This window comes from Mesorhizobium sp. M7A.F.Ca.ET.027.02.1.1 (assembly GCF_004022985.1).
Classification (GTDB): domain Bacteria; phylum Pseudomonadota; class Alphaproteobacteria; order Rhizobiales; family Rhizobiaceae; genus Mesorhizobium.
Window position 1 is genome coordinate 1 of record NZ_RZOL01000022.1, and the last position, 22,905, is coordinate 22,905.

A 22,905-nucleotide genomic window follows, 5' to 3' on the forward strand; every position below is an offset into this window, starting at 1 on the left:
GTGATCATGGGCGATGGGTTCCTTGTTCGATGGCGCCGAACTTAGCGCCGGAACCGGCCGGCGCAAGCCTCTGCCCGCCTTGTCGGGTTGACCAGTTCGGTCGAGGCTGCGCATGTTGCCCTTTGCCTCCGCAAAAGAGATTTTGCCCTGGGGACAAAAAAACTTCAGCCTCGGGGACAAACGGAGATTTCCTGATTGACGGACTGGGTTGCAATCCTGAAAGAACAGACCGCCATTGGCGACCAGATGGGCCGCGAGGTGCCGCAGATGCTGGCCAACCCCGACATCAGCGAAACGCAGGTGACGACGCTCTTTTCCGCCCTGGAGAAACAAGCCGAGTTCGTCGAGAAGCTGCGTATGGCGCTGGAAAAGTTCGGCCACGATTTCTCGATCATCAAGGCCGCGGAACGGCTGGAGGAGCGCTATGCCGACCTTGCCGCATCGGTGGCGGAAAAACTGAAAGCGATGCGCCGTCGGTGAATGCCTCGACCCTGCCTTTGCCCATGGATTCACCTTGGTCCGCGGTGAATTGTCGAAAGACAGTAAATGTCAGCGGTGTTGAAGAGCCAATAAGCGGCAACCGGGAAATTCCTCAACCATGTCCAAGAAAAATCCGGCATCAGTCCCGCTGGCCAGGACGGTTACGGCCGCTCACCTGTTGACTTTTCTTGGCTTGGCCGCTCCTCTTGCAGGGCAGTCTTGGCCGAAGCAGATGAACGGCCGGGATTCGAATGGAGGGGACTGATGAGATTTCGTTTTCTGCTTGTGTTCGCAACCATAATGGCTGCGGTCTTCGGGACATCCGCCGCAGCCTTCGCTTACAGCGCCCACACCACGACCAATCTCAATGTCCGTAGCGGGCCGGGAGCGGGATATGCCAGGGTCGGAACGCTGCCCGGCGGCTTCAGGGTCAATGTCACCGGCTGCCAGCCGGGCTGGTGCAGAATCCATGGTGGCGGCGTGAGCGGCTGGGCCAGCTCCGGTTATCTCGAACGCTCCCAAATCGTTCGCCCGCCAATCATCATCGTGCGTCCGCCGCATCGGCCGCCACACTGGCACAAGCCGCACCGTCCTCCGCACCATCGGCCGCACAGGCCACGTCCCGGCAAGTGCAAGATCGCGCCCGGCTTCTCCTGCAAATAGGTTCATTTGCGCCGGGTCTGGCGTGACGGGCAGGGCGGCAAATCAATTGCGGCCCTGCCGCCATGTCCATGGCCTGACGGGTACTTCAGCCGTTCGGTGTTTCAGGCGAAAGATGCGCGCGTCCGCGTGGCACGCCAAGACCGGTATCCGGCGGCTCGCCGGCTGCCGGTCTGTTCTCGATCATGTGCGCGGTGCGCCAGCGGCCGAAACGGTAGTAGGCCGCCGCCAGTACAAGCGAGCTGATCGAACCCACCGGGAAACTCCACCACAGCGCTTCCTCGCCGATCACGCCACGCATGAAATAGGCGAAGCCGGTGCGCACGACCAGCACCGAAATGACCAGGATGATCAGCGGCGGCATCACGGCACCCGTGGCTCGTACGGTGGCAAACAGCACGATGGTTATGCCGAACAGAATGAACGACCACGAGGCGACATTGTTGATGTGGACGGCGATGTCGATCGCCGCGCTGTCGCTGCTCAGGAACAGGCTCAGCACCGAACGGTCGAAAACCGACAGCACGGCAACCAGTGCGCCGGTCAGGACCAGGTTGAAGCCGACACCGGAGGCGGCGATGCGGCCGATCCGGTCCCAGCGCCCCGCGCCGACATTTTGCGCCGCCATCGAGGACACCGCGGCGCCGATGGCGAGCGCCGGCATCTGGATATAGGTCCACAGCTGGGCAGCGATGCCGTAGGCGGCGGCAACCTGTGAGCCGTAGGAATTGACGATGCCCATCACCGTCAGTGCCGCCGCCGAAATGACGATCATCTGCAGACCCATCGGCACGCCCTTGACGACGACGATGCGAAGCAAGGTGGGATCGGGCCGCAGCAGGGCGAGGTTGGCGCCGGCCAGCCGCAGCGGATGCTTGCGCACATAGAGCACGATCAGGATGGCGATCACGCTTACCGTCTGGCCGATCAGCGTGGACGTGGCGGAGCCCGCGATGCCGAGTTCGGGAAACGGTCCGATGCCGCGGATGAGCAATGGGTTGAGCACGATGTCGAGGACGACGGCCAGAGCCATGAAGAAGAAGGGCGTGCGTGAATCGCCGGCACCGCGCAGCACGGTCATGACGAAGGACAGAAGGTTCATCACCGGCACGGCGACGAAGATGATGCGCAGATAGGAGCGCGCGAGCGGCAAGGCATCGGCCGGTGTGCCGAGCGTGTTGAGAATGGCGTCGACCCAGATCCAGCCGCAGACCGCGAGGATAACGGAAACAAGGAAGAAGAACGTCGCGCTGGTGCCGACGATGCGGCGCGCCTCGGGCAGGTCGCGGGCACCGACCGACTGGGCCACCAGGATGGTGGCCGCCATGCCGATGCCGAACACGGTGCCGAGGATCAGGAACAGGACGAGGTTGGCGTTGGAGGTGGCGGTCAGCGCCGATTCGCCGAGGAAACGGCCGACCCAGACGGCGTTGATCGAACCGTTGAGCGACTGCAGCACGTTGGAGCCGAGCACCGGCAGAGCGAACAGCAAGAGCGTGCGCGGGATCGGGCCGCTGGTCAGGTCGCCGGTGCGCCGGCGCGGGGGATTTTTTTCGTCCATGGCGGGCAGCTCGGCGAAGGTTTGTTTCAAGTCGCGTCCGCGATGATTGCCGATACAACGGAACACAGGTTGTGCCTTGATCTAATCATGTTCTCAAAGCTTCCGGAATGGGATATTGATCCTCGATGCGTGGGGCCGCATTCCTATCAGATCTTGGATAAGCCGGGGGGGTCATGTCCGATATTCCGCTGTTTTCTGTGCGCCTGAACCGGCGCGCGTTTCTCGGCGCATCCGCTTTGGGCGCCCTGGCTGTTTCGGCGTGTACAACAACAGACGTGGCGCCGCCGCCGCCGGATGCAGCACCGCCGAGCGATCCGGCTTTCGGCGATGCCGCAAGCATGTATGCGGCGCGTGTCGACGAGGGCTATCAACTGCCGGCAATCCCGGTTGCCAAGGTCGATCCGAAATTCGTGCGCCAGATCGTGGCTGATCCGACCGGGGAGAAACCCGGCACGATCGTCGTCGATACGTCTGAGCACTTCCTTTATCTGGTGCGCGACGGCGGCACAGCTATCCGCTATGGCGTCAGCCTTGGCAAAGCCGGTTTCGGATGGACCGGCAGCGCCGTGGTCCAGGCGAGGAAGAAGTGGCCGGTCTGGACGCCGCCGCCGGAGATGATCCAGCGCCGGCCGGAACTGGCGAAATACAAGGACGGCATGCCGCCCGGCCCGCAGAGCCCGTTGGGCGCCCGCGCGCTGTATCTGTTCCGCGACGGCAAGGACACGATGTACCGGCTGCACGGCACGCCGGAGTGGGATTCCATCGGTAAGAACGCTTCGTCGGGCTGCGTGCGCTTCATGAACCAGGACATCATCGACCTCTACGGCCGCGTCAACGGCCCCGCTCAGGTCTTCGTGCGTCCCAACCTGTCGGCCGCCGGCAAGATCATGGCCGTGTCGAGCAGAACCGCCGAGCCGATCGATGCGGGCGTCCCGAAGGACGCGGAGTTCTTGAAGTAAGCCTTCTCAATCAATCTGCCTGAAAAACACCAGCAATAGTGCTCCGGGCGGACGCGCCAAGCGCGCCCGCCCGTGCAGTGGTCGTTACTTCTTGGCCAGTCCCGGCAGCGTGACCTGATAGACCAGGAACATGGTGTCGACATTGGCGCCGTCTTCGGCCTTGTAGGGCGCGCCGACCTGAAAACCGTCCTGGGCGAGGAAGTCGTTGTCGTTGGCGACGAACAGGAAGTAGTCGTCGGGCAGCTTCTCATCGAGCACGCTGACCACCGACATCGCCTCCCACTTCTCGGAAAGGTTGTCCTGGTCGTTGGGCGCGCCATTGTGCAGGCCGAAGCGGCCGAGCTCGGCACTGTCGTTGATGTCGATGAATGGCGTCAGCTTGGCCGGTGTCACCGATGGGTCGACCACGCCCTTGGGGGCGACCGGCTTGTCAGCGGCGTCGAAGGCGCCGCCGGCGATGTCGGTCGCGGTGGATAGGTCGACGACGTTGACCTGGCGATATAGCGAGGCGTCGCCCTTCAGGCCCTGGCCGTTGCCGCTGTCGCGCGCCAGCATCAGGAAGCTCTTGTCGGAGAGCGCCACGATCTCGCTCTGCGCGGCGACCTTGGGCTTGCCCTTGGCATCCTTGAACACCGGCAGCGGCACGACATATTCGTGCGCCAATTTGAGATGGGCGAGGTCGGACGTGTCATAGACCAGCGCCCTGGTGTTTTGGCGGGTCGAGCCGGAATCGCCGCCGTCCTGCCTGGCCGCCGACTGCAGCACGGCGATCAGGAACTTGCCGTCGGGCGTCATCGCCATGCCTTCGAGGCCTTGATTGTTCTGGCGGCCGGTGTCGGGATCCTTCGGATCGGGCTCGGCGGCACCGGGTCCCGGATTGTCCGAGGCGAAGTTCGGCGTGCCGTGGCGCATCGGCACCAGCGCAGCCGGTGGCTGGGTTGCCGACAGCAGATGCCCGTCGGCGGAAAACCGGTAGATGTTTGGGCCGTATTCATCGGAGATGAACATCGAGCCGTCGGGCAGCCGCACGATGGCTTCGTTGTCGAGCGCCAGCTTGCCATTGTCGGCTTGCGGCAGGATCGGCATGTCGCCGCTTGCCGCGCGCACGCCGTTGAGCGGATCCAGGCCTGTGGCATCAGCCCCCTTGTCGTCGGTGAGAAGCATGGTGTCGGCGAGCGTTGCCTTGACGCCGGTCTGCTGCTGGCCGGCAGCAGGTGCCGCACCTGGTGCCACCGGGGTAAACTCGATGGCGACGGTGTTGAGGCGCGGCCGGTAGTCGGTGGTACCGACGACATTGTAGCCGCGATCCGGCAGCAGCCAGAGCGAACCCTTGTAGCCGGCGGCCTCATGCGTCCAGCCTGATGTGTCGATCGACATGCCCGAGCCCGAACCAAACGTCTCGCCGAACTTGTCGCGCTGAGCGGCCGGGATGCGGCCGACGCCGACCAGCCCTTTGTTGACAAAGCTCGTGCCGCCGACGGTCGCGGTGCTGTCGGCGAGCGCCGGCGTCAAGGCGGTGAACAAGGCCAGCGCGACGCCGAGCGACGCGGTTCGATACAGGTGTTTCATGGATAATCCTCTTTGTGACGGATGTGCCGGAGCGGCCGCGGGACGAAAAACTGAAAGAGGTGCGACATCGATGATGCCGCGCAAGCCTCCCCGAAACGCGGTCTACGGCGCGAACATGATGCTTGCGTGACAGCGCGCAGTGCATGCCGGCGGTCGACGAAAAACGATGCGCGCGCGCGGCACTGGACACTTATGTCCAGTGCATATATGCTCCAGCCTTCGGACTAACCGTGGAGGGGAAGCCTTGAAGTCGCACTACCGCGCAGTCGTCATCGGGGGTGGCGTGGTCGGGGCCTCGGTGCTCTACCACCTGACGCGATTTGGCTGGAGCGATGTGGCGCTGATCGAGCGCGCCGAACTGACGGCCGGTTCGACCTGGCACGCGGCGGCAGGCTTCCATGCGCTCAACGCCGACCCCAACGTGGCGGCGCTGCAGGACTACACCATCAATCTCTACCGCGAGATCGAGGCAGAATCCGGCTGGGATATCGGCCTGCACATGACCGGCGGCGTCAACATCGCCAGCGATCCCGCGCGCTGGGAGTGGCTGAAATCGGCCTGGGCGGTGTTCCAGTCGGTTGGCATCGAGACCGCGCGCCTTGTCACGCCCGACGAGATCAAGGCGATCTGCCCGATCGTCGACGTCACCGGCGTGCTTGGCGGCCTGCATGATTCCAACGAAGGCCATCTCGACCCGTACGGCACGACGCACGCCTATGCCGGCGCTGCAAAAAAGCGCGGCGCCGACATCATCCTGCGCAACCGGGTCGTCGAGCTGAAGGCGCGCGCCGACGGTCGCTGGGATGTCGTCACGGAGCAGGGCACCATCATCGCCGAGCATGTCGTCAATGCCGGCGGGCTGTGGGCAAAGCAGCTCGGCCGCATGGCCGGCGTCGACCTGCCGGTGACGCCGATGGAGCACCATTATTTCATCACTGAGGACATTCCCGAGATCGCGGCGCTGGACAGGGAAATCGGCATCGCCGTCGATCTCGACGGCTTTTCGTATCTCAGGCAGGAGCGCAAGGGCGTGCTGCTCGGCGTTTACGAGCAGAACCCGAAGCACTGGAACATGGATGGCGCGCCGTGGGACTACGGCATCGAGCTGATCCCGGAAGACATCGACCGCATCAGCCCCGAACTCGCCAAGGCGCATGAGCGCTTTCCTTGCCTGGCGACGGCTGGCATCCGCAAATGGGTCAACGGCGCCTTCACCTTCACGCCGGATGGCAATCCGATCGTCGGGCCGGTGCGCGGATTGAAGAACTACTGGGTCGCCTGCGGCGTCATGGCCGGTTTCAGCCAGGGCGGCGGCGTTGGCAAGTCGCTGGCCGAATGGATGATTTTCGGCGAACCGCAGGCCGACATCTTCGGCATGGACATCGCTCGCTACGGCGCCTTCGCCGCCAACCGGGAATATCTCAGGCAGACGACGCGCCAGTTCTATTCGCGCCGCTTCGTGATGACCTTTCCCAATGAACGACTGCCCGCCGGCCGGCCGCTGAAACGTCCGGGTGCCTATGACGGCATGAGCGCGGCGGGATGCGAATGGACGGCTTCCTGGGGGCTGGAAATCCCGGCCTATTTCGCGCCGATGGGATTTGCCGAGAACACGACGCTGCGGCGCTCCAACGCCTTCGACATCGTCGGCGACGAGGCGCTGCAGGTGCGGCGCGCCGCCGGTCTCGTCGATATCTCGGCCTATTCGCGCTATGCGGTGGCGGGGGCAGGTGCGGAAGCCTGGCTCGACCGGCTGCTCGCCTGCAGGCTGCCGAAGCCGGGGCGGGCCGGCCTGGCGCCGATGCTCGGTCATGACGGACGGCTGAAGGGCGACCTCACCGTCTTCAACTGGGGCGGCGGCAGCTATTGGCTGATGGGCTCCTACTATCTCCGGGAATTCCACATGCGCTGGTTCGAGAGCCATGCGGCTGAAGGCGTCACCGTCGACGACCTCTCCGACACGATGAGCGGCTTCCTGCTGACGGGGCCGAATGCGCGCAAGATACTGGAGCGAACGACGCATCAGGATGTGTCCGGCGCAGCGCTGCCGTTCATGGCCTGCGGCACATTCGACATCGGCATGGTGCAGGCGCGTGTAGCGCGGCTGTCTATATCAGGCGAGCTCGGCTACGAAATCAGTTGCCCCGTGACCATGCATGCCACTCTGCGCGAAACGCTGCTGGCGGCGGGCGAGGATCTCGGCCTTGCCGAAATCGGCTATTACGCGCTCAATGCACTGCGGCTGGAGAAGAGCTTCGGCATCTGGTCGCGCGAGTTCACGCAAGGCTACACGACGGGCCAGACCGGTCTCGACCGCTTCATCGCTTTCGGCAAGAGCGGCTTCATCGGCCGCGAAGCTGCCTTGAAGCAGCGGGAGGCCGGCGGCGGCCAATGCCTGGTGACGCTGGAAATCGATGCGCTCGACGCCGATGCCAGCGGCTTCGAGCCGGTCTGGCATCAGGGCCGGCGTGTCGGCTTCGTCACCTCGGGCGGCTATGGCTATACGGTTGGCAAGAGCCTGGCGCTGGCGCTGGTCGACCGCGATTTCGCAGGCGAGGGCACCGCGCTCTCCGTGCATGTCGTGGGTGAGGAACGGCCGGCGCGTGTCCTCGCGGCCTCGCCTTACGATCCCGAGGGCAAGGCAATGCGGCAATGAGGAGGATTTCCGATGGTCGATGACGCGGCACGGGACGGCAGGCGCGAACGCCGGCGTGGACGCACGGGCGAGGCCGGCAGCGAAAGCAGCCGCCGTCCCAATTACCATTCGCTGAAGAACCCATTCCTGCCGCAGCCGGTTTTTTCGGATGATCAGGTGGCTTCGATCCATGACACGGCGCTGCGTGTGCTGGAAGAGCTCGGCATCAAGGTGCTGCTGCCGCAGGCGCGTGAGCTTTTCGCCAGTGCCGGCGCCCTGGTCGATCCTGACACCGACATGGTGCGCATCGGCCGCGACATGGTGGCGGCGGCACTCGCCTCGGCGCCGAGATCGATCCACGCCCACGCCGGTTCGCGGGCCCGCGATCTGACGCTGGAGCTCGGCTCGATGACCTTCCTGGCCGGATGCGGGGCGCCGAACGTCACCGATCTCGAGCGCGGCCGGCGGCCGGGAACACTGGCGGATTTCGAGGATCTGATGCGGCTGGTGCAGCATTTCGACGTGCTGCACATGCTCGGTCCCTGCATCGAACCGCAGGATGTCGACAACCGCTTTCGCCACTATGCCGTCAACCGCGCGCAGCTGACGCTGTCCGACAAGCTCCCGTTCGTCTTCGCGCGCGGCACGCCGCAGGTCGAGGACGGGTTCGAGATGCTGCGGCTGGCGCGTGGCCTGTCGCAGGACGAGTTTCTGGCAAATGCATATTGCTACACCGTCATCAACACCAACTCGCCGCGCCAGCTCGACATCCCGATGGCGCAAGGCATCATCGATTTCGCGCGTGCGGGTCAAATCTCCGTCATCACGCCGTTCTGCCTGGCTGGCGCGATGGCGCCGATCACGGTCGCCGGCGCGCTGACGCTGCAGCATGCCGAGGCGCTCGCCGGGCTGACGCTGGCGCAGATCGTGCGGCCCGGCGCACCGGTCGTCTACGGCTCGTTCTCCTCCAATGTCGACATGAAATCCGGCGCGCCGGCCTTCGGTACGCCCGAGCACGTCAAGGCGACGCTGGGCGCCGGTCAGCTGGCGCGCTTCACCGGACTGCCGTGGCGATCGGGCGGCGGCAGTGCCGCCAACATCTCAGACGCGCAGGCCGCGCACGAGACGCAGTTCGCGCTGTGGGGCTCGGTGCTGGCCGGGGCGACGATGTGCATCCATGCCGCCGGCTGGCTGGAGGGCGGCCTCAGTGTCTCCTTCGAGAAACTGATCACCGACATCGAGGCGCTGCAGACGGTGGCTGAACTTTGCGCCGCGACGCCCGGCGATACCGATACGATCGGCTTCGAGGCGATCGCCGAGGTGCAGCCGGGCGGCCACTTCTTCTCGGCCGGCCACACCATGGCGCGCTACCGCACCGCCTTCTACGAACCGCTGGTGGCCGACTGGTCGAATTTCGGCAACTGGACGCAGAGCGGCTCGAAGACAGCGAGCGAGCGCGCCACCGGTGTCTGGAGGCGGGTGCTTGCCGATTTCGCACCACCGGCCTCGGCCGTCGCGACCTCAGGCATGCTGGACGAGTTCATCGCGCGGCGCACGGCAGAGGGCGGAGCGGCGCCGGTATCTTAAGGCTGGCTCTCGCCGATCGCCCTGGTTGTGGCGCGATCCGGAACCTGCAGCGCCTCCCGCGCATTCAAGGTTGCGGCCGGTGCACTGCGGCACCGGTGTGCTGTTGAGGGAGGACGACATCGGCGGTCCTGCTGCCATCATCAATCGCTGTCCCGCGCCACCAGTTCCAGCGGCCAGACCTCGCGGATGATCCGCGGCCCCTGCGGGCCGGCGAAGGCGGGAAGCGACGCCAACAGCATTTCAGCGAGCCGCTGTCCCATCGGCTCCAGCGCTGGGCGGAAGGCAGTCAGAGCCGGGGAAAAATAGCGGCAGAGCGGCGTGTCGACGATGACTGTCACCGCGATGTCCTGGCCCGGCCTGATGCCCATCTCGGCCAGTGCCTTGCAGCCTCCGAGCGCCATCACGTCATTGTTGAAGATGATGGCGGTCGGCGGGTTCTTGGAACGCATGACCCTCGGTGTCACGGCGTAGCCGCCGGCCTCGTTGATGAAACCGTCCGCGATCAGTTCCGGGTCGACTTCGATGCCGTGTCTCAACAAGCCCTTGCTATAGCCGTCGAGGAACAGATAGCTGAAATTGAGGTCGAGGGCCGGGCGGATGGCGGCGATGCGGCGATGGCCTCGCGCCACAAGCCGGTCGACCGCATCGGCGCCGGCCTTTTCGAAATCGAGGTCGAGGCTGGGATAGGGCTTGGCCCCGGAGCGGCTGCGACCGACCGTGGCGAAGGGGAAACCAGCCTGGGTCAGGTAATCGATGCGATCGTCCTCGCGCCGGGTCCAGGCGAGCACCACGGCATCGGCGCGGCGCGTCTCGACGACCCGGCGCAAGCGCTCCTGCTGGTAGTCGCCGGGCGCACCCATGACCACGATCAGGTCGAGCCCGCTTTCGGCGAGTTTGGCCTGCAGCCCGATCAGGAACGGCATGAAGAACGGTTCGCCATATTGCTGGTCGCCCGGATGCGGCTGCAGCATGAAGGCGATCGAATGGGTGGCGCCTTGCCTGAGACTGCGGCCGGACTGGTTCGGCGAATAATTGAGCGCCCTGGCCGCCTCGAGCACGCGCTTGCGTGTGTCGGCATTGACGTCGGCGCGGTCGTTCAGCGCCCGCGATACCGTGCCGATCGAAATGTTCAGGTGACGGGCAAGATCGTGAATGCTGGATGCCAAGAGACTGTTCTCCCCCTTGCTTGGCTAGCACCGGTAGCCGCTGAGGCCAAGGCGACAGGACGATTTTCGCCAAGGCCAATTGACATTCTACGCCTCCGGGTGTGTTCTCGTAAACGTTTACGGAAAAACGTTTACGGTCTTGCCGTGGATGCCGTGACGACCGGTCTGGAGGGACCGAGCGGAGGAGGAGCGCCGGATGATCAATGCCGTCCTGGTCGGCTGCGGAGCGATGAGCAAGGCCTGGCTCGATGCCATCAGGCAGATCCACGGGCTCACCCTTATCGGCCTCGTGGATCTCGATGCCGACAGGGCACGGGCGAGGGCGCGCGAATACGACCTCACCAATGCCGTCATCGGCAGCAATCTCGACGCCGTGCTCGACCAGACCAAACCGCAAGCGGTGTTCGACGTGGTGGTTCCAGCCGCCCGGCGCGAAGTCGCTTTTTCCGCTTTTGCCCACAATTGCCATCTGCTGACGGAAAAGCCGCTCGCCGACAGTCCGGAAAATGCGCGCGCCATCGTCGAGGCCGCTCGCCGCGCCGGGCGCATTCACGCCGTCGTGCAGAACCGCCGCTATGTCGCCAATGTCAGGCGCATCCGCAGGTTCCTGGATTCCGGCGCCATTGGTACGCCGACCAGCATCCACGCCGACTTCTTCGTCGCGCCGCATTTCGGCGGCTTTCGCGAGGAGATGGCGCATGTGCTGTTGCTCGACATGGCGATCCACACATTCGACGCCGCCCGCTATATGGTCGCCGGCGAGCCGGCCGGCGTCTACTGCCAGGAATGGGAGCCGGCCAATTCCTGGTACCGGCAGGGATCATCGGCCAGTGCCGTCTTCGATCTCGGCGGCGGCAAGGTCTTCACCTATGCGGGCAGCTGGTGCGCGGCCGGCTTCCGCACCAGTTGGGAGGGCAGCTGGCGCATCGTTGCCGAGCGCGGCAGCCTCATCTGGGACGGTCATGACGAGTTGAGGGCAGAAGCAGTGATGCCGGGCCGCGATGGGATGTTCGACAAAACCCAGCCGATCGAGGTGCCGCCGCTCGATGCGTCCGATCGCGTCGGCGGCCATCTCGGCATTCTCCAGGATTTTATCCGCGCCATCGAGACCGGCACCGAGCCGGAAACGCGCGGCGCCGACAACATCAAGAGCCTGGCCATGGTTTTTGGCGCCATCGAAAGCGCCGAGACCGGCCGCCGCGTGACAATCGCAGAGGATACACAATGACGCCGAACCCGCTTCTCGACATCCGGATCGGCACCATGGTGCGGGCCAATCTCGACGACCCGGCGGCTTACGTCAAACAGATCCTGCCGCTCGGCTTCGAGAGCATCCAGCCCTTCTTCTGGCAAACGCTTGGCGGCAAGGACCTGCCGCTTCTCGCCGGCCAGATCCGCGAGGCGATCGGCGATGCCGACGTCACCGTGTCCTCGCTCGGCGTTTTCGGCAATCCGCTGGAAGACGGCGAGGTCGATCGCGGCGTGCTCGCGGCCTGGGAAACGGTCATCGACAATGCGCATCTGTTCGGCACCTCGATGGTCAGCGGCTTCACCGGCCGCCTGCGCGGCAAGAAGCTGACCGACAGCCTGCCGCGCTTCAGGGAGGTCTGGGGGGCGTTAGCCAGGCGTGCCGCCGACAGGGGGGTGCGCATCGCCTTCGAAAACTGCGCCATGGACGGCAACTGGGCCGCCGGTGACTGGAACATCGCCCACAATCCGGACGCCTGGGAGCTGATGTTCAACGAAGTGCCCGATGACAATCTCGGGCTGGAATGGGAGCCCTGCCACCAGCTCGTCTACCTGATCGATCCGATACCCCAGATCCGCAAATGGGCGCCCCGCATCTTCCATGTCCACGGCAAGGACGCGACGGTGCGCTGGGATGTCATCCGCGAGCATGGCGTGTTCGGCCGGCTGCCCTTCGTGCAGATGCGCACGCCCGGTTTCGGCGACAGCGACTGGACGCGGGTGATCAGCGAATTGCGGCTGGCCGGCTACAAGGGGGCCATCGATATCGAAGGCTGGCACGACCCGGTCTATCGCGGCGACCTCGAGATCACCGGCCAGGTGCGGGCGCTTGAATATCTCAAGCAATGCCGGGGAGGGGCCAGCTACCTGCCGAACCCGATGTGAGGATCGGCCGGCGGGAGGAGCCGGCCGGGATGTCTGCAACGCACATTGCCGAAGCGAATGTCGAACCCCTCGCTTGCGAGGACAAAAAGGGAGGATAAGTGCATGAGCATGACGATGAGAAGGACAGTTCTGCGCTCGACCGTCGTGGCCGCCGCCACGATGCTTGCCGCTGCGATCTCCACCTTGCCCGCGCGGGCGCTCGACGCCAAATGGTGCAAGGACGTCCACATCCGCTTCTTCGTCGGTGGCGCCGAGGGCGACGCTTTCGGCACCATCGTCTACAATGGTGCCAAGCAGGCAGAGGCCGATCTCGGGCCGAAGGTCGACTACATCTTCTCCCAGTGGGACATCGAAAAGATGGTGCAGCAACTGCGTGAGGCCGTCGCGGTCAAGCCCAACGGCATCGCCATGATGGGCCACCCGGGCGACGCGTCGATCATGCCGCTGGCCGAACAGGCGCACAAGGACGGCATCAAGATGATGTACCAGAACGTGCCGGTGCCGAAGGTGGTGGAAGCATTCGGCGGCGGCTATGTCGGCGCCCAGCAGGAGCAGCAGGGCCGCGCGCTCGGCGCCGAGGCGTTCAAGCTGGGCAAGCTGAAGGCCGGCGACAAGGCGATCATGATCGGTCCGTTCGAAAACGAAAGCCGCGGCGCGCGCGAGCGCGGCACGGTGGCGGCGCTCAAGGACGCTGGCGTCGAGGTCATCCAGTTGTCCTCTCCGCCGAGCGGCGAATGGGCGTCCGATCCCAATCTGGCCATTCCGGTGATTACCGCGGCGCTGCTCAACAATCCCGACGTCAAGGCGGTCGGCTATCCCGGCGGGCAGATGCTCGGCAATGTATCGACCTACATGCAGGCGGCCGGACGCAAGGCGGGCGAGATATTCAATTTCGGCTTCGACACCAGCCCGCAGATCGTCGAGGGCTTCAAGGGCGGCTGGGTGCAATTGACCGCCGACCAGCAGCCGTTCCTGCAGGGCTATCTGCCGATCCTCAGCCTCTGCCAGCAGGTTGTTCTGGGGCTGGCGCCGATGAATGTCGACACCGGCGCCGGTTTCGTCACGCCCGAAAATTACGAGATCGTCGCTGAGCTCGCCAAGCAGGCGCTGCGCTGACCTCCCAAGCCGCCGGCCGGGATCTCAGGCCCCGGCCGGCGGGACCGCTGGCGACAAAGCCGGCAACAGACAATCAAGCGAGGATCCGATGGCAGAACGCCTCATCGAACTGCGCGACATCAGCAAGTCCTATGGCCAGGTCTATGCGCTGGGCGGGGTCAATCTCAGCGTCGACCGCGGCGAGGTCGTCGGCCTGCTCGGCGACAATGGCGCCGGCAAGTCGACGCTGATCAAGATCCTGTCCGGCGTGGTCAAGCCGACCAGCGGCGAAATCCTCGTGCGCGGCAAGCCGGTGACCGGGTGGAGTGCGGCGCGTTCGCGCGAGGCCGGCATCGAGACGGTGTTCCAGGACCGGGCGCTGGCCGTGCAGCAGACCATCGTTCGCAACATCTTCATGGGCCGAGAGCTGACCGGCTTCATGGGCTTTCTCAGGGTCAACAAGGAGATCGAGGAGGCAAGCCGGCTGATGCGCGAGATCGGCTTCACCTCGAAAGTGTTCACGCCGCAGTCGATCGTCGGCCAGCTTTCAGGCGGCGAACGCCAGGGCGTGGCGATCGCTCGCGCCATCTACAAACAGGCCGAACTGATCGTTCTCGACGAGCCGACGACGGCGCTTTCGCTGACCGAAACCGCCAAGGTGTTCCATTTCGTGCGCCAGGTGCGGGCGAGCGGCCGCTCGATCCTGTTCATCGGCCACAACATTCATCATGTCTTCGACATCGCCGATCGCTTCGTCGTGCTGGATCGCGGCAAGGTCGCGCTGACGACAGACCGCAGCGAGGTCAAGTCGGCCGAAGATCTCATCAACTTCATGGAAGAGGTCGCGCATCCCGGCGGATTGGCCGGGCTGCACGATGCCGGCGACGCGGAGCAGAGAGCACGATGAGCAAGACCATGGAGCCCGACCTGCACGAGCCGTCCGCCGGCATTCCCCGCCCCAGTTCCCCGAAGGAGTGGAAACACCCATCCGATCACTGGATGCGCGGCTTCATCCTCGACAACCGTGCCGCGCTCGGCACGCTCGCCGTGTTCATCGTCATGATGACGGTGTTCATGATCGCCAACCCGACCGTCTTCACTACCTGGTATCTCTACCGCTCGGTGCTGACGACGCTCCCCGTTGCGCTGTTCGTGGTGGTGCCGCTGGTGTTTGTCGTCACCTGCGGCGAGATCGACCTGTCGTTTCCGGCAACGATGGGCTTCGCCTCATGGGTCTTCGCGCTGGTCGTGCAGGCCGGCTACGATCCGTTCCTCGGCATCGCCGCGGCACTCGTCACCGGCATGTTGCTCGGCTTCCTGGTAGGCTCGCTGGTCGTCTATGGGGGGCTGTCGTCGCTGATCGCCACGCTCGGCATGAATTTCCTGCTGCGCGGCCTGATCCAGATCATCAACGAAGGCAAGTCGATGGCGCTGACCAGCCTCAGCGACAGCTGGGCCTATACGATCTTCTCCAGCCAGCTCCTGGGCATTCCGGTGCAGATCTTCTGGGCCATCGGCTTCGTCGTGCTGTCGGCGATGCTCTACAACCGCCACCGCTTCGGCGCGCAGGTGAGGGTGGTCGGTGACAATCCCGACAGCGCCCAGCAGATGGGCATCGACGTCAAGCGCGTGCGGGTGAAAGTGTTTGTCTTCGTCGGCATCGGGGCCGCGATCGCCGGCACCTTCTCGGTGATGATCAACTTCACCTGGTGGCCGACCGCCGGTGACGGCTATCTGCTGCCGGTGCTGGCCTCGGTGTTCGTCGGCGGCACGCCGACCTGGGGCGGCATCGGCACGGTTGTCGGCGGCGCCATCGGCGCGGTCACCGTGTCCTTCATCCAGACCGGCGTCGTGGCGGCGGGATTGAGCGGCTTCTACGTGCAGTTCTTCAACGGCCTGATCATCATCCTGTCGCTGCTCGGGCATAAATGGAACCAGGCGCGATATCGGTGAGGGCTGTTTCGTCGGCGGACCGCATGCCTTGACGATTGGCGCGGATGCCCATCGTTTCGTCATCCTCGGGTCTCCGCGACGGAACTGCGTTCCTGCTCTGCCCGTGGATGACGAAGGCGGGGAGGCTTCCGCCAGAGACGCATACACAAGGCGGTCGCTTGTAGGACAGCGAGGCAAGTGGGCTTCACACCGCTGCGACAAACCCGTCCAGCGCGCGTTTTCTGGCCGGCCTTGTCGAAGTCGATGGTCAGCTTGTTCCTTATTTGCCTCGATCGCCTATGCTGGGCACAATAGATCCAGTTGTGACGAAGCATTATCGAGAGCGTGCGTCGCGTCGATATTCTCTGGTGCCGATCTGCGGAGCTGCTCGGACGTACTAAGCAAGCTGAAAAAATAGCTTTATCGCCAACACCATTTCACCGGCTGGGCGACGATGGTTTATATTGAGTTCTTGCTCACGCTGTGCCTCATTGATAATCACCAAATTATGGTAAATAAAGTAGCTAAGTTCAGCGTGCTTTGGGGGACGTTTTTGTGCCAAAAAATATGATCTGCATTTCAGTTTTCATCTCGTCTCCTTCTAATATGTCTATGTATGTCGACAAGGTCGTAGGGCTCATTGATGAGTTTAATGACATATTTGGATTTAATAGGGGAGTCATATTCAGGCCGGTCTTCTGGAAAAAGGACATCGTAGGACAAGTTACCACTGACCCGCAGTCCGCTATTAACCAGCAGCTGATGGCTGATTATGATCTTCTTATTGGGTTAATAGGAGATAGACTTGGTGATGCCACTGCTAGGGCTGAGTCTGGGACGGCGGAGGAAATCCGCAGCGCAGTTGAGAAAAGAGACAATATTTTTGGAGGAAAACACGTACAGGTTATTTTCAAAACAAAAATCGATTCAGATATGAGATCCATAGATGCCAATCAGATACAGAAGGTCAATGAGTTTAAAGCCTCTCTTTATAAGATGGCAATCGTGGCAGAATTTTTTAACGACGATGAAATTGACGGGATAGTAACAAGGTTTATCGAATCCGCCTGTAGAGATATAGAGAATAATACGTCAAAGGAGTTTTCTAAAGAAATTGCAAGTAGCACTCACTCTTCGGTGGAGGATTCTGTCGAAAATAGCGTGGATGTCGACGTCGATAGAAGTGAGCTTATCGAGACCGATGACGTCGGTTTCTTTGATGAGGCGGAGAGATCAAGCTTGGCTCTTACTGCGTTAGCGGAACTGATTGGGACTTATAGCCAGTTGATCGTAGCCATGACTTCCGAAATGAAGTCCGCACTAGAGAAATATGGGGATAATGATCAAAAGGCCAAATTCGATGATATCGGCGCTATATTTGCCCAAAAAGCGATATCGATGGGGGAAATTACAGACCAGATGCGCCTTCGCGTTAAAGAGCACTCCGATTCGTTCGAGAGTGTTCTCCTTATGATCGAAAGATCTGACGAAAAAGATGACAAGGAGGCGTTAGAGAATTTAAAGAAGACGATGGCCGAAGCAGTTGAATCTATCGAGGAATTTATGAGGGGAGCAGCTGGAGCAAAAGAAAATACCGAGAATAGTCCCCGCGCAACGCAAAAATTTAATCGAGGAAAGCGTCAAGTTGCGAAAGCGATGGGAGATATGATCGACATCTCGCAGTATACTGCCAATCGTTTTAAGGAATATATTTCGTATTTAGACTCTATTTTGTGAGGCTCATTTCAATCAACGCTTTGCGGCCGTCAAGCACGTCGTCTTGCATCCTGTCGCCGCTCGGCCACAAAATGGAGGAAGGCTGCGGTTAACGCATAGCTTTCTAGACCCCAATGACGAACCCATCCAGCACGCGCTTCTGGCCGGCCTTGTCGAAGTCGATGGTCAGCTTGTTGCCTTCGATGGCCGAGATGTTGCCGTTGCCGAATTTCTGGTGGAAGACGCGGTCGCCGACGCTGAAGGGGGACGGCTTGTCGGCGACGGATTTGGCGACCAGTTCGCCGTCGATGGTGCGGCCCTTGACCGAAGTGCGGCCGGCGCCGTAGCCGCTGTCCGTCTCGCCATAGCCGATGCGCTCGACCTGATGGCCGGAGCGCGAGCCCCAATTGCGGTCGGTGGCCTCGGTGCGGTTGGCCTGCGCGCGCTGCCAGCCCGGTGTCGCATAGGTGTTGGAGAAGGCGCCGGATTTTTCGCTGTCGGCGCCGACATTGTCGAAGCGCGAGGCGCCATAGGGGTTCTGCCGTCCTGCACCCTGGCCGCTGCGGCCGGAGGCAAAGGAACCGCCGCCATAGGAATTGCCGTAGCCGCCATAGGAGTTGCCGCTTTCGGCGACCTCGACATGGGCTTCCGGCAGTTCGTCGAGGAAGCGCGACGGGATGGTCGATTGCCACAGGCCATGGATGCGGCGGTTGGAGACGAACCACAGATGCAGGTTCTTCTTGGCGCGGGTCAGGCCGACATAGGCAAGGCGGCGCTCTTCCTCCAGCCCGGAGCGGCCGCCTTCATCGAGCGCGCGCTGGTGCGGGAACAGGCCTTCCTCCCAGCCGGGCAGGAAGACGGTCTCGAATTCGAGGCCCTTGGCCGAATGCAGCGTCATGATGCTGACGGCGTCGAGTCCGGCGTTCTGCTCGGCGTCCATGACCAGTGCGACATGCTCGAGGAAGGAGCGCAGCGACTCATACTCCTCCATCGAGCGGATCAGTTCTTTCAGGTTCTCCAGCCGGCCGGGCGCTTCGACCGAGCGGTCGTTTTTCCACATGTCGGTGTAGCCGCTCTCTTCGAGAATGGTCTCGGCGAGTTCGGTGTGCGGCGTGGTTTCCAGCGCCTTCTGCCAGCGTTCGAAATTGGCCGCCACTTCACGAAGTGCGGCGCGCGGCTTCGGCTTCAACTCGTCGCTTTCGGCGAGCTTGGCGGCGGCCTCCAGCATCGGGATGCGCAGCGCACGCGCCGTGTCGTGGATCTGGCGGATGGTGGCTTCCCCCAGGCCGCGCTTGGGCACATTGACGATGCGCTCGAAGGCGAGGTCGTCGGCGCCTTGCGCGACGACGCGGAAGAAGGCCAGCGCATCGCGGATCTCCATGCGCTCGTAGAAGCGCGGACCGCCGATGACGCGGTAGTTGAGGCCGAGCGTGACGAAACGGTCCTCGAACTCCCGCATCTGGAACGAGGCGCGGACCAGGATCGCCATGTCGTTGAGATTGTGCTTTTGCCGCTGGTAGGTCTCGATGGTCTCGCCGACGGCGCGCGCTTCTTCCTCGGAATCCCAGGCGGCGTGGACATGCACCTTGCCGTCTTCGGGATCGTTGCGGTCCGTGAACAGCGTCTTGCCGAAGCGGCCCTCATTGTGGGCGATGAGGTGGGAGGCAGCACCAAGGATGTGCGCGGTCGAGCGGTAGTTGCGCTCCAGCCGGATGATGGTGGCGCCGGGAAAATCCTTGTCGAAGCGCAGGATGTTGTCGATCTCGGCACCGCGCCAGCCATAGATCGACTGATCGTCGTCGCCGACGCAGCAGATGTTTACGGTGGCGCGGGTGTCAGTCGAAGAGCGCCCGATCTCCCCCCTAGAGGGGGAGATGTCGCCGGAGGCGACAGAGGGGGGCGCTGTCCCTCCAGCCTGTCGGCGCGAGGCGCCCCCCTCTGTCCTGCCGGACATCTCCCCCTCAAGGGGGGAGATCGGCTTGCCTTGCGGCCGCTGCGCCAGGAGGCGCAGCCACATGTACTGGGCGGTGTTGGTGTCCTGATACTCGTCGACGAGGATGTATTTGAAGCGCTTGTGGTATTCCTTCAGCACATCCGGATTGGCGCGGAAAATGCGGATCGGGTGGCAGAGCAGGTCGCCGAAATCGCAGGCGTTCAGCGTCTTCAGCCGTTCCTGATAGGCCTTGTAGAGTTCGCGGCCCTTGCCATTGGCGAAGGCGCGCGCATCGCCCTCGGCGATGTCGGCCGGGCCTTGCCCCTTGTTCTTCCAGCCGTCGATCATCTGGGCGAACTGCTTGGCCGGCCAGCGCTTGTCGTCCAGACCTTCGGCTTGGATCAACTGCTTGATCAGCCGCACGACGTCGTCGGTGTCGAGGATGGTGAAGTCGGAGCGCAAACCGGCGAGTTCGGCATGTCTGCGAAGCAGCTTCACGCCGATCGAGTGGAAGGTGCCGAGCCATGGCATGCCCTCGACATTGCCTTCGCCGATCAGCACGCCAATGCGGATCTTCATCTCGCGCGCGGCCTTGTTGGTGAAGGTCACCGCGAGGATCTGCGACGGGAACGCCTTGCCGGTGGCGAGGATGTGGGCGATGCGGGTGGTGAGCACGCGGGTCTTGCCGGTGCCCGCTCCGGCCAGCACCAGAACCGGACCTTCGGTGGTTTCAACAGCTAGCCGCTGCTCCGGGTTGAGGCCCTTCAGGTAGTCGGGTGCGTTGTTTTGACCGCTGCGGGCAGCCATGGCGCGCGCGGCGATGCCCGACGGGGCCGTGGGCCGCGCATTGGGTTCGTCGAAAAAGGGCATGTCTTCGGAAAAGCCGGACATTGCCCCGAATGTAGTGATTCGGTGGGGAAAGACCAGAACTGTCTACGTTTTGTTCCGCTAAAGTGCCCGATTGCTGCCCACGCTCCCAGTGCGGTCGATGTTATCCCAATGGCGATGGACCATTACCGCCTGCGCTTGAGGCCCATGCTTGACAGGCGGGACCGTCGGGAGAAAGTTGTGCTTCGGGCAGCGACGCAATGCCGGGTTGCCATGGCAGCGCCGCAAAGCGCAACAGTCGAAGGAGTATCATCTTGGCTGTCACCATCAACTCCCTCATTCTTTTCCTCATCGGCCTGGCACTCGGCGGCGGCGGTATCCGCCTGGCGATGCTGGGCGGCAGCTGGTACTATGTCGTTGCTGGCCTTGCCTTCCTGATCGCCGCCTGGCTGCTTTACCGGCGCAGGTCGACTGCTTTGTGGCTCTACGCGGTGATCGTGCTCGGCACGTTGGCCTGGGCGGTCTGGGAAACCGGCTTCGACTGGTGGGAACTCGGGCCTCGCGGCGGCATCATCGTGCTTCTCGCTTTGTGGCTGCTGATGCCGTGGGCGAGGCGGGGTCTTGTCGGTCCTGACGCACGCGCGCCGCTGATCCTTGCCGTGCTGGCATCATTAGCCGTCGCCGGTTATTCGATGACTTCGGATCCGAAGGATATTGCCGGCGAACTCGGCACCGACAAGGTGGTCGCCAACGCCAATCTCGGCAATGATGTGCCGGCCGGCGAATGGCACTATTACGGCCGCACGCAGTTCGGCCAGCGCTATTCGCCGCTCGACCAGATCACACCGGACAATGTCGCCAAGCTGCAGCCCGCCTGGACCTACCAGACCGGCGACGTGAAGGGTCCCGACGATGTCGGCGAGACCACCTATCAGGTGACGCCGCTGAAGATCGGCGACACGCTCTACATCTGCACGCCGCATAATTTCGCCATCGCAATCGATGCCGCGAGCGGCAAGGAGAAATGGCGCTTCGATCCCAAGGTCAAGCTCGACAAGGACCGCCAGCACCAGACCTGCCGCGGCGTGACCTATTACGCCGATGCCGCCGGCGCCGCCGGGCAGCCCTGTGCGACCCGCGTCTACCTGCCGACCTCGGACGCGCGGCTGATCGCGCTCGATGCCGCCAACGGGCAGATCTGCCCGGCTTTTGCCGAGGGCGGCACGCTGAACCTTCTGACCAACATGCCCTATCCGAAGTCGGGCTATTATTACTCGACCTCGGCCCCGCTGATCTCAGGCGGCAAGATCATCGTCGGCGGCGCGGTCAACGACAATTATTCGACGCAGGAGCCATCCGGCGTGATCCGCGCCTACGACGCTGCCACCGGCGCGCTGGTGTGGAACTGGGATTCCGGCAATCCGGACCAGACGACGCCGCTGCCGGCCGGCCAGACCTATACCGCCAACTCGCCCAACATGTGGTCGACGCCGAGCGCCGACGAGAAGCTCGGCCTGCTCTATGTGCCGCTCGGCAACCAGACGCCGGACCAGCTCGGCGCCGGGCGCAGTGCCAATGTCGAGAAGTTCTCGTCGTCGATCACCGCGCTCGACCTTAACACCGGGCAGGTGCGCTGGGTGCGGCAGACCGTGCACCACGATCTCTGGGACATGGACGTGCCGGCGCAGCCGAGCCTGATCGACATCACCAAACCCGACGGCACGGTGGTGCCGGCGCTGGTCGGGCCGACCAAGCAGGGCGACCTCTATGTGCTCGACCGCCGCACCGGCGAGCCGGTCATTGCGGTCAACGAAGTGCCGGCGCCCGGCGGCGCGATCGAAGGTGACCACACATCGCCAACGCAGCCGGTCTCCGACCTTACCTTCATGCCGAAGCCGCTCACCGGCGCCGACATGTGGGGCCTAACCATGTTCGACCAGTTGGCCTGCCGGATCGAATTCCAGGGCCTGCGCTATGAGGGGCGCTATACGCCGCCTTCCGTCCAGGGCTCGCTGATCTATCCCGGCAATTTCGGCACCTTCAACTGGGGCGGCATTGCCGTCGACCCGGTCCGGCAGGTGCTGTTCGGCATGCCGACCTATCTGGCGTTCAAGTCGGAGCTCATTCCGCGCGATCAGGTGCCGCCGCCGGACGAAGGGCGCGGCAGCGAGCAGGGGCTGAACCGCAACGAGGGTGCGCCCTATGCGGTGGTGATGGGGCCGTTCCTGTCGCCGCTCGGCATTCCTTGCCAGGCGCCGCCCTGGGGCTATGTCGCCGGCGCCGATCTCAGGACCGGCAAGATCGCCTACAAGCACCGCAACGGCACCGTCTACGACATGACGCCGCTGCCGCTGCCGCTGAAGGTCGGCGTGCCCGGCATCGGCGGGCCGATGATCACCGCCGGTGGCGTCGCCTTCCTCGGGGCCGCGGTCGACGACTATCTGCGCGCCTACGACCTGACGTCGGGCAAGCAGCTGTGGCAGGCGCGGCTGCCGGCCGGCGGGCAATCGACGCCGATGACCTATACGGTCGCCGACGGCCGCCAGTTCGTGGTCATCGTCGCCGGTGGCCACGGTTCGGTCGGCACCAAGCCTGGGGACTATGTGATGGCCTACGCGCTGCCGAAGTAGGGGCGCAGGGGGGCGCGATCT

The 22,905-nt window shown here is 63.6% G+C and carries 16 protein-coding genes; 12 read left to right on the top strand and 4 right to left on the bottom strand.

The genetic code is table 11. The features are described from left to right. Window positions 1-195: 195 nt before the first annotated feature. Window positions 196-480, top strand: a complete 285-nt coding sequence (locus EN749_RS04665; RefSeq protein WP_128362629.1) for a hypothetical protein — start codon at window positions 196-198, stop codon at window positions 478-480. Window positions 481-744: 264 nt separating this feature from the next. Next, window positions 745-1,143 carry an SH3 domain-containing protein gene (locus EN749_RS04670; protein WP_127382106.1) on the top strand — a complete coding sequence of 133 codons (399 nt, stop codon included), beginning with the start codon at window positions 745-747 and terminating at the stop codon, window positions 1,141-1,143. Between the two features lie 85 nt (window positions 1,144-1,228). Here EN749_RS04670 and EN749_RS04675 read toward each other — a convergent pair whose 3' ends face one another. After that, complete coding sequence (locus tag EN749_RS04675) at window positions 1,229-2,731, bottom strand: MATE family efflux transporter (RefSeq protein WP_245491257.1); 1,503 nt, start codon at window positions 2,729-2,731, stop codon at window positions 1,229-1,231. A gap of 143 nt (window positions 2,732-2,874) precedes the next feature. Here EN749_RS04675 and EN749_RS04680 point away from each other — a divergent pair, with 143 nt between their 5' ends. Further along, window positions 2,875-3,660, top strand: a complete 786-nt coding sequence (locus EN749_RS04680; RefSeq protein ID WP_128362630.1) for a L,D-transpeptidase — start codon at window positions 2,875-2,877, stop codon at window positions 3,658-3,660. An 84-nt stretch (window positions 3,661-3,744) separates the two neighbouring features. Here EN749_RS04680 and EN749_RS04685 read toward each other — a convergent pair whose 3' ends face one another. Continuing rightward, the gene (locus tag EN749_RS04685) at window positions 3,745-5,229 is read right to left on the bottom strand and encodes an esterase-like activity of phytase family protein (RefSeq protein ID WP_128362631.1); all 1,485 of its coding nucleotides are present in this window, start codon (window positions 5,227-5,229) and stop codon (window positions 3,745-3,747) included. A 244-nt stretch (window positions 5,230-5,473) separates the two neighbouring features. Here EN749_RS04685 and EN749_RS04690 point away from each other — a divergent pair, with 244 nt between their 5' ends. Together EN749_RS04690 and EN749_RS04695 are read left to right on the top strand one after the other, a co-directional pair. Next, window positions 5,474-7,885 (top strand): FAD-dependent oxidoreductase, encoded by a 2,412-nt coding sequence (locus tag EN749_RS04690; RefSeq protein WP_128362632.1) that lies wholly within the window; start codon window positions 5,474-5,476, stop codon window positions 7,883-7,885. A gap of 12 nt (window positions 7,886-7,897) precedes the next feature. Then, on the top strand, window positions 7,898-9,451 hold the full coding sequence (locus EN749_RS04695; protein ID WP_128362633.1) for a trimethylamine methyltransferase family protein: 1,554 nt from the start codon (window positions 7,898-7,900) through the stop codon (window positions 9,449-9,451). 140 nt (window positions 9,452-9,591) lie between these two features. Here EN749_RS04695 and EN749_RS04700 read toward each other — a convergent pair whose 3' ends face one another. Further along, complete coding sequence (locus EN749_RS04700; protein WP_128362634.1) at window positions 9,592-10,617, bottom strand: LacI family DNA-binding transcriptional regulator; 1,026 nt, start codon at window positions 10,615-10,617, stop codon at window positions 9,592-9,594. A gap of 196 nt (window positions 10,618-10,813) precedes the next feature. Here EN749_RS04700 and EN749_RS04705 point away from each other — a divergent pair, with 196 nt between their 5' ends. The 6 genes from EN749_RS04705 (at window position 10,814) to EN749_RS04730 (ending at window position 17,514) form a co-directional block, all read left to right on the top strand. Continuing rightward, window positions 10,814-11,845, top strand: a complete 1,032-nt coding sequence (locus EN749_RS04705; RefSeq protein WP_128362635.1) for a Gfo/Idh/MocA family oxidoreductase — start codon at window positions 10,814-10,816, stop codon at window positions 11,843-11,845. After that, on the top strand, window positions 11,842-12,750 hold the full coding sequence (locus EN749_RS04710; RefSeq protein WP_128288501.1) for a sugar phosphate isomerase/epimerase: 909 nt from the start codon (window positions 11,842-11,844) through the stop codon (window positions 12,748-12,750). Before EN749_RS04705 ends, EN749_RS04710 begins: the two co-directional genes overlap by 4 nt. Before the next feature lie 102 nt (window positions 12,751-12,852). Then, window positions 12,853-13,866, top strand: coding sequence for a substrate-binding domain-containing protein (locus EN749_RS04715; RefSeq protein ID WP_127269007.1), 1,014 nt, complete (start codon window positions 12,853-12,855; stop codon window positions 13,864-13,866). An 88-nt stretch (window positions 13,867-13,954) separates the two neighbouring features. Then, window positions 13,955-14,752 (top strand): ATP-binding cassette domain-containing protein, encoded by a 798-nt coding sequence (locus tag EN749_RS04720; protein ID WP_013530993.1) that lies wholly within the window; start codon window positions 13,955-13,957, stop codon window positions 14,750-14,752. Further along, window positions 14,749-15,798, top strand: a complete 1,050-nt coding sequence (locus tag EN749_RS04725) for an ABC transporter permease (RefSeq protein ID WP_128288502.1) — start codon at window positions 14,749-14,751, stop codon at window positions 15,796-15,798. Before EN749_RS04720 ends, EN749_RS04725 begins: the two co-directional genes overlap by 4 nt. A gap of 534 nt (window positions 15,799-16,332) precedes the next feature. Then, complete coding sequence (locus tag EN749_RS04730; RefSeq protein ID WP_145990876.1) at window positions 16,333-17,514, top strand: hypothetical protein; 1,182 nt, start codon at window positions 16,333-16,335, stop codon at window positions 17,512-17,514. Between the two features lie 103 nt (window positions 17,515-17,617). On the opposite strand, the gene EN749_RS04735 is transcribed toward EN749_RS04730, so the two are convergent. Then, the gene (locus EN749_RS04735) at window positions 17,618-20,317 is read right to left on the bottom strand and encodes a UvrD-helicase domain-containing protein (RefSeq protein WP_128362637.1); all 2,700 of its coding nucleotides are present in this window, start codon (window positions 20,315-20,317) and stop codon (window positions 17,618-17,620) included. A gap of 251 nt (window positions 20,318-20,568) precedes the next feature. Between EN749_RS04735 and EN749_RS04740 the strand changes: the two genes are divergently transcribed. After that, window positions 20,569-22,884 (top strand): glucose/quinate/shikimate family membrane-bound PQQ-dependent dehydrogenase, encoded by a 2,316-nt coding sequence (locus EN749_RS04740; protein ID WP_128362638.1) that lies wholly within the window; start codon window positions 20,569-20,571, stop codon window positions 22,882-22,884. Window positions 22,885-22,905 lie beyond the last annotated feature (21 nt).

Excerpts from the sequence above, each read along its gene's own strand:
- EN749_RS04670 (WP_127382106.1), top strand. The coding sequence starts at position 745 with ATGAGATTTCGTTTTCTGCTTGTGTTCGCAACCATAATGGCTGCGGTC.
- EN749_RS04680 (WP_128362630.1), top strand. The coding sequence starts at position 2,875 with ATGTCCGATATTCCGCTGTTTTCTGTGCGCCTGAACCGGCGCGCGTTT.
- EN749_RS04685 (WP_128362631.1), bottom strand. The coding sequence starts at position 5,229 with ATGAAACACCTGTATCGAACCGCGTCGCTCGGCGTCGCGCTGGCCTTG.
- EN749_RS04695 (WP_128362633.1), top strand. The coding sequence starts at position 7,898 with ATGGTCGATGACGCGGCACGGGACGGCAGGCGCGAACGCCGGCGTGGA.
- EN749_RS04705 (WP_128362635.1), top strand. The coding sequence starts at position 10,814 with ATGATCAATGCCGTCCTGGTCGGCTGCGGAGCGATGAGCAAGGCCTGG.
- EN749_RS04710 (WP_128288501.1), top strand. The coding sequence starts at position 11,842 with ATGACGCCGAACCCGCTTCTCGACATCCGGATCGGCACCATGGTGCGG.
- EN749_RS04715 (WP_127269007.1), top strand. The coding sequence starts at position 12,853 with ATGAGCATGACGATGAGAAGGACAGTTCTGCGCTCGACCGTCGTGGCC.
- EN749_RS04720 (WP_013530993.1), top strand. The coding sequence starts at position 13,955 with ATGGCAGAACGCCTCATCGAACTGCGCGACATCAGCAAGTCCTATGGC.
- EN749_RS04725 (WP_128288502.1), top strand. The coding sequence starts at position 14,749 with ATGAGCAAGACCATGGAGCCCGACCTGCACGAGCCGTCCGCCGGCATT.
- EN749_RS04735 (WP_128362637.1), bottom strand. The coding sequence starts at position 20,317 with ATGTCCGGCTTTTCCGAAGACATGCCCTTTTTCGACGAACCCAATGCG.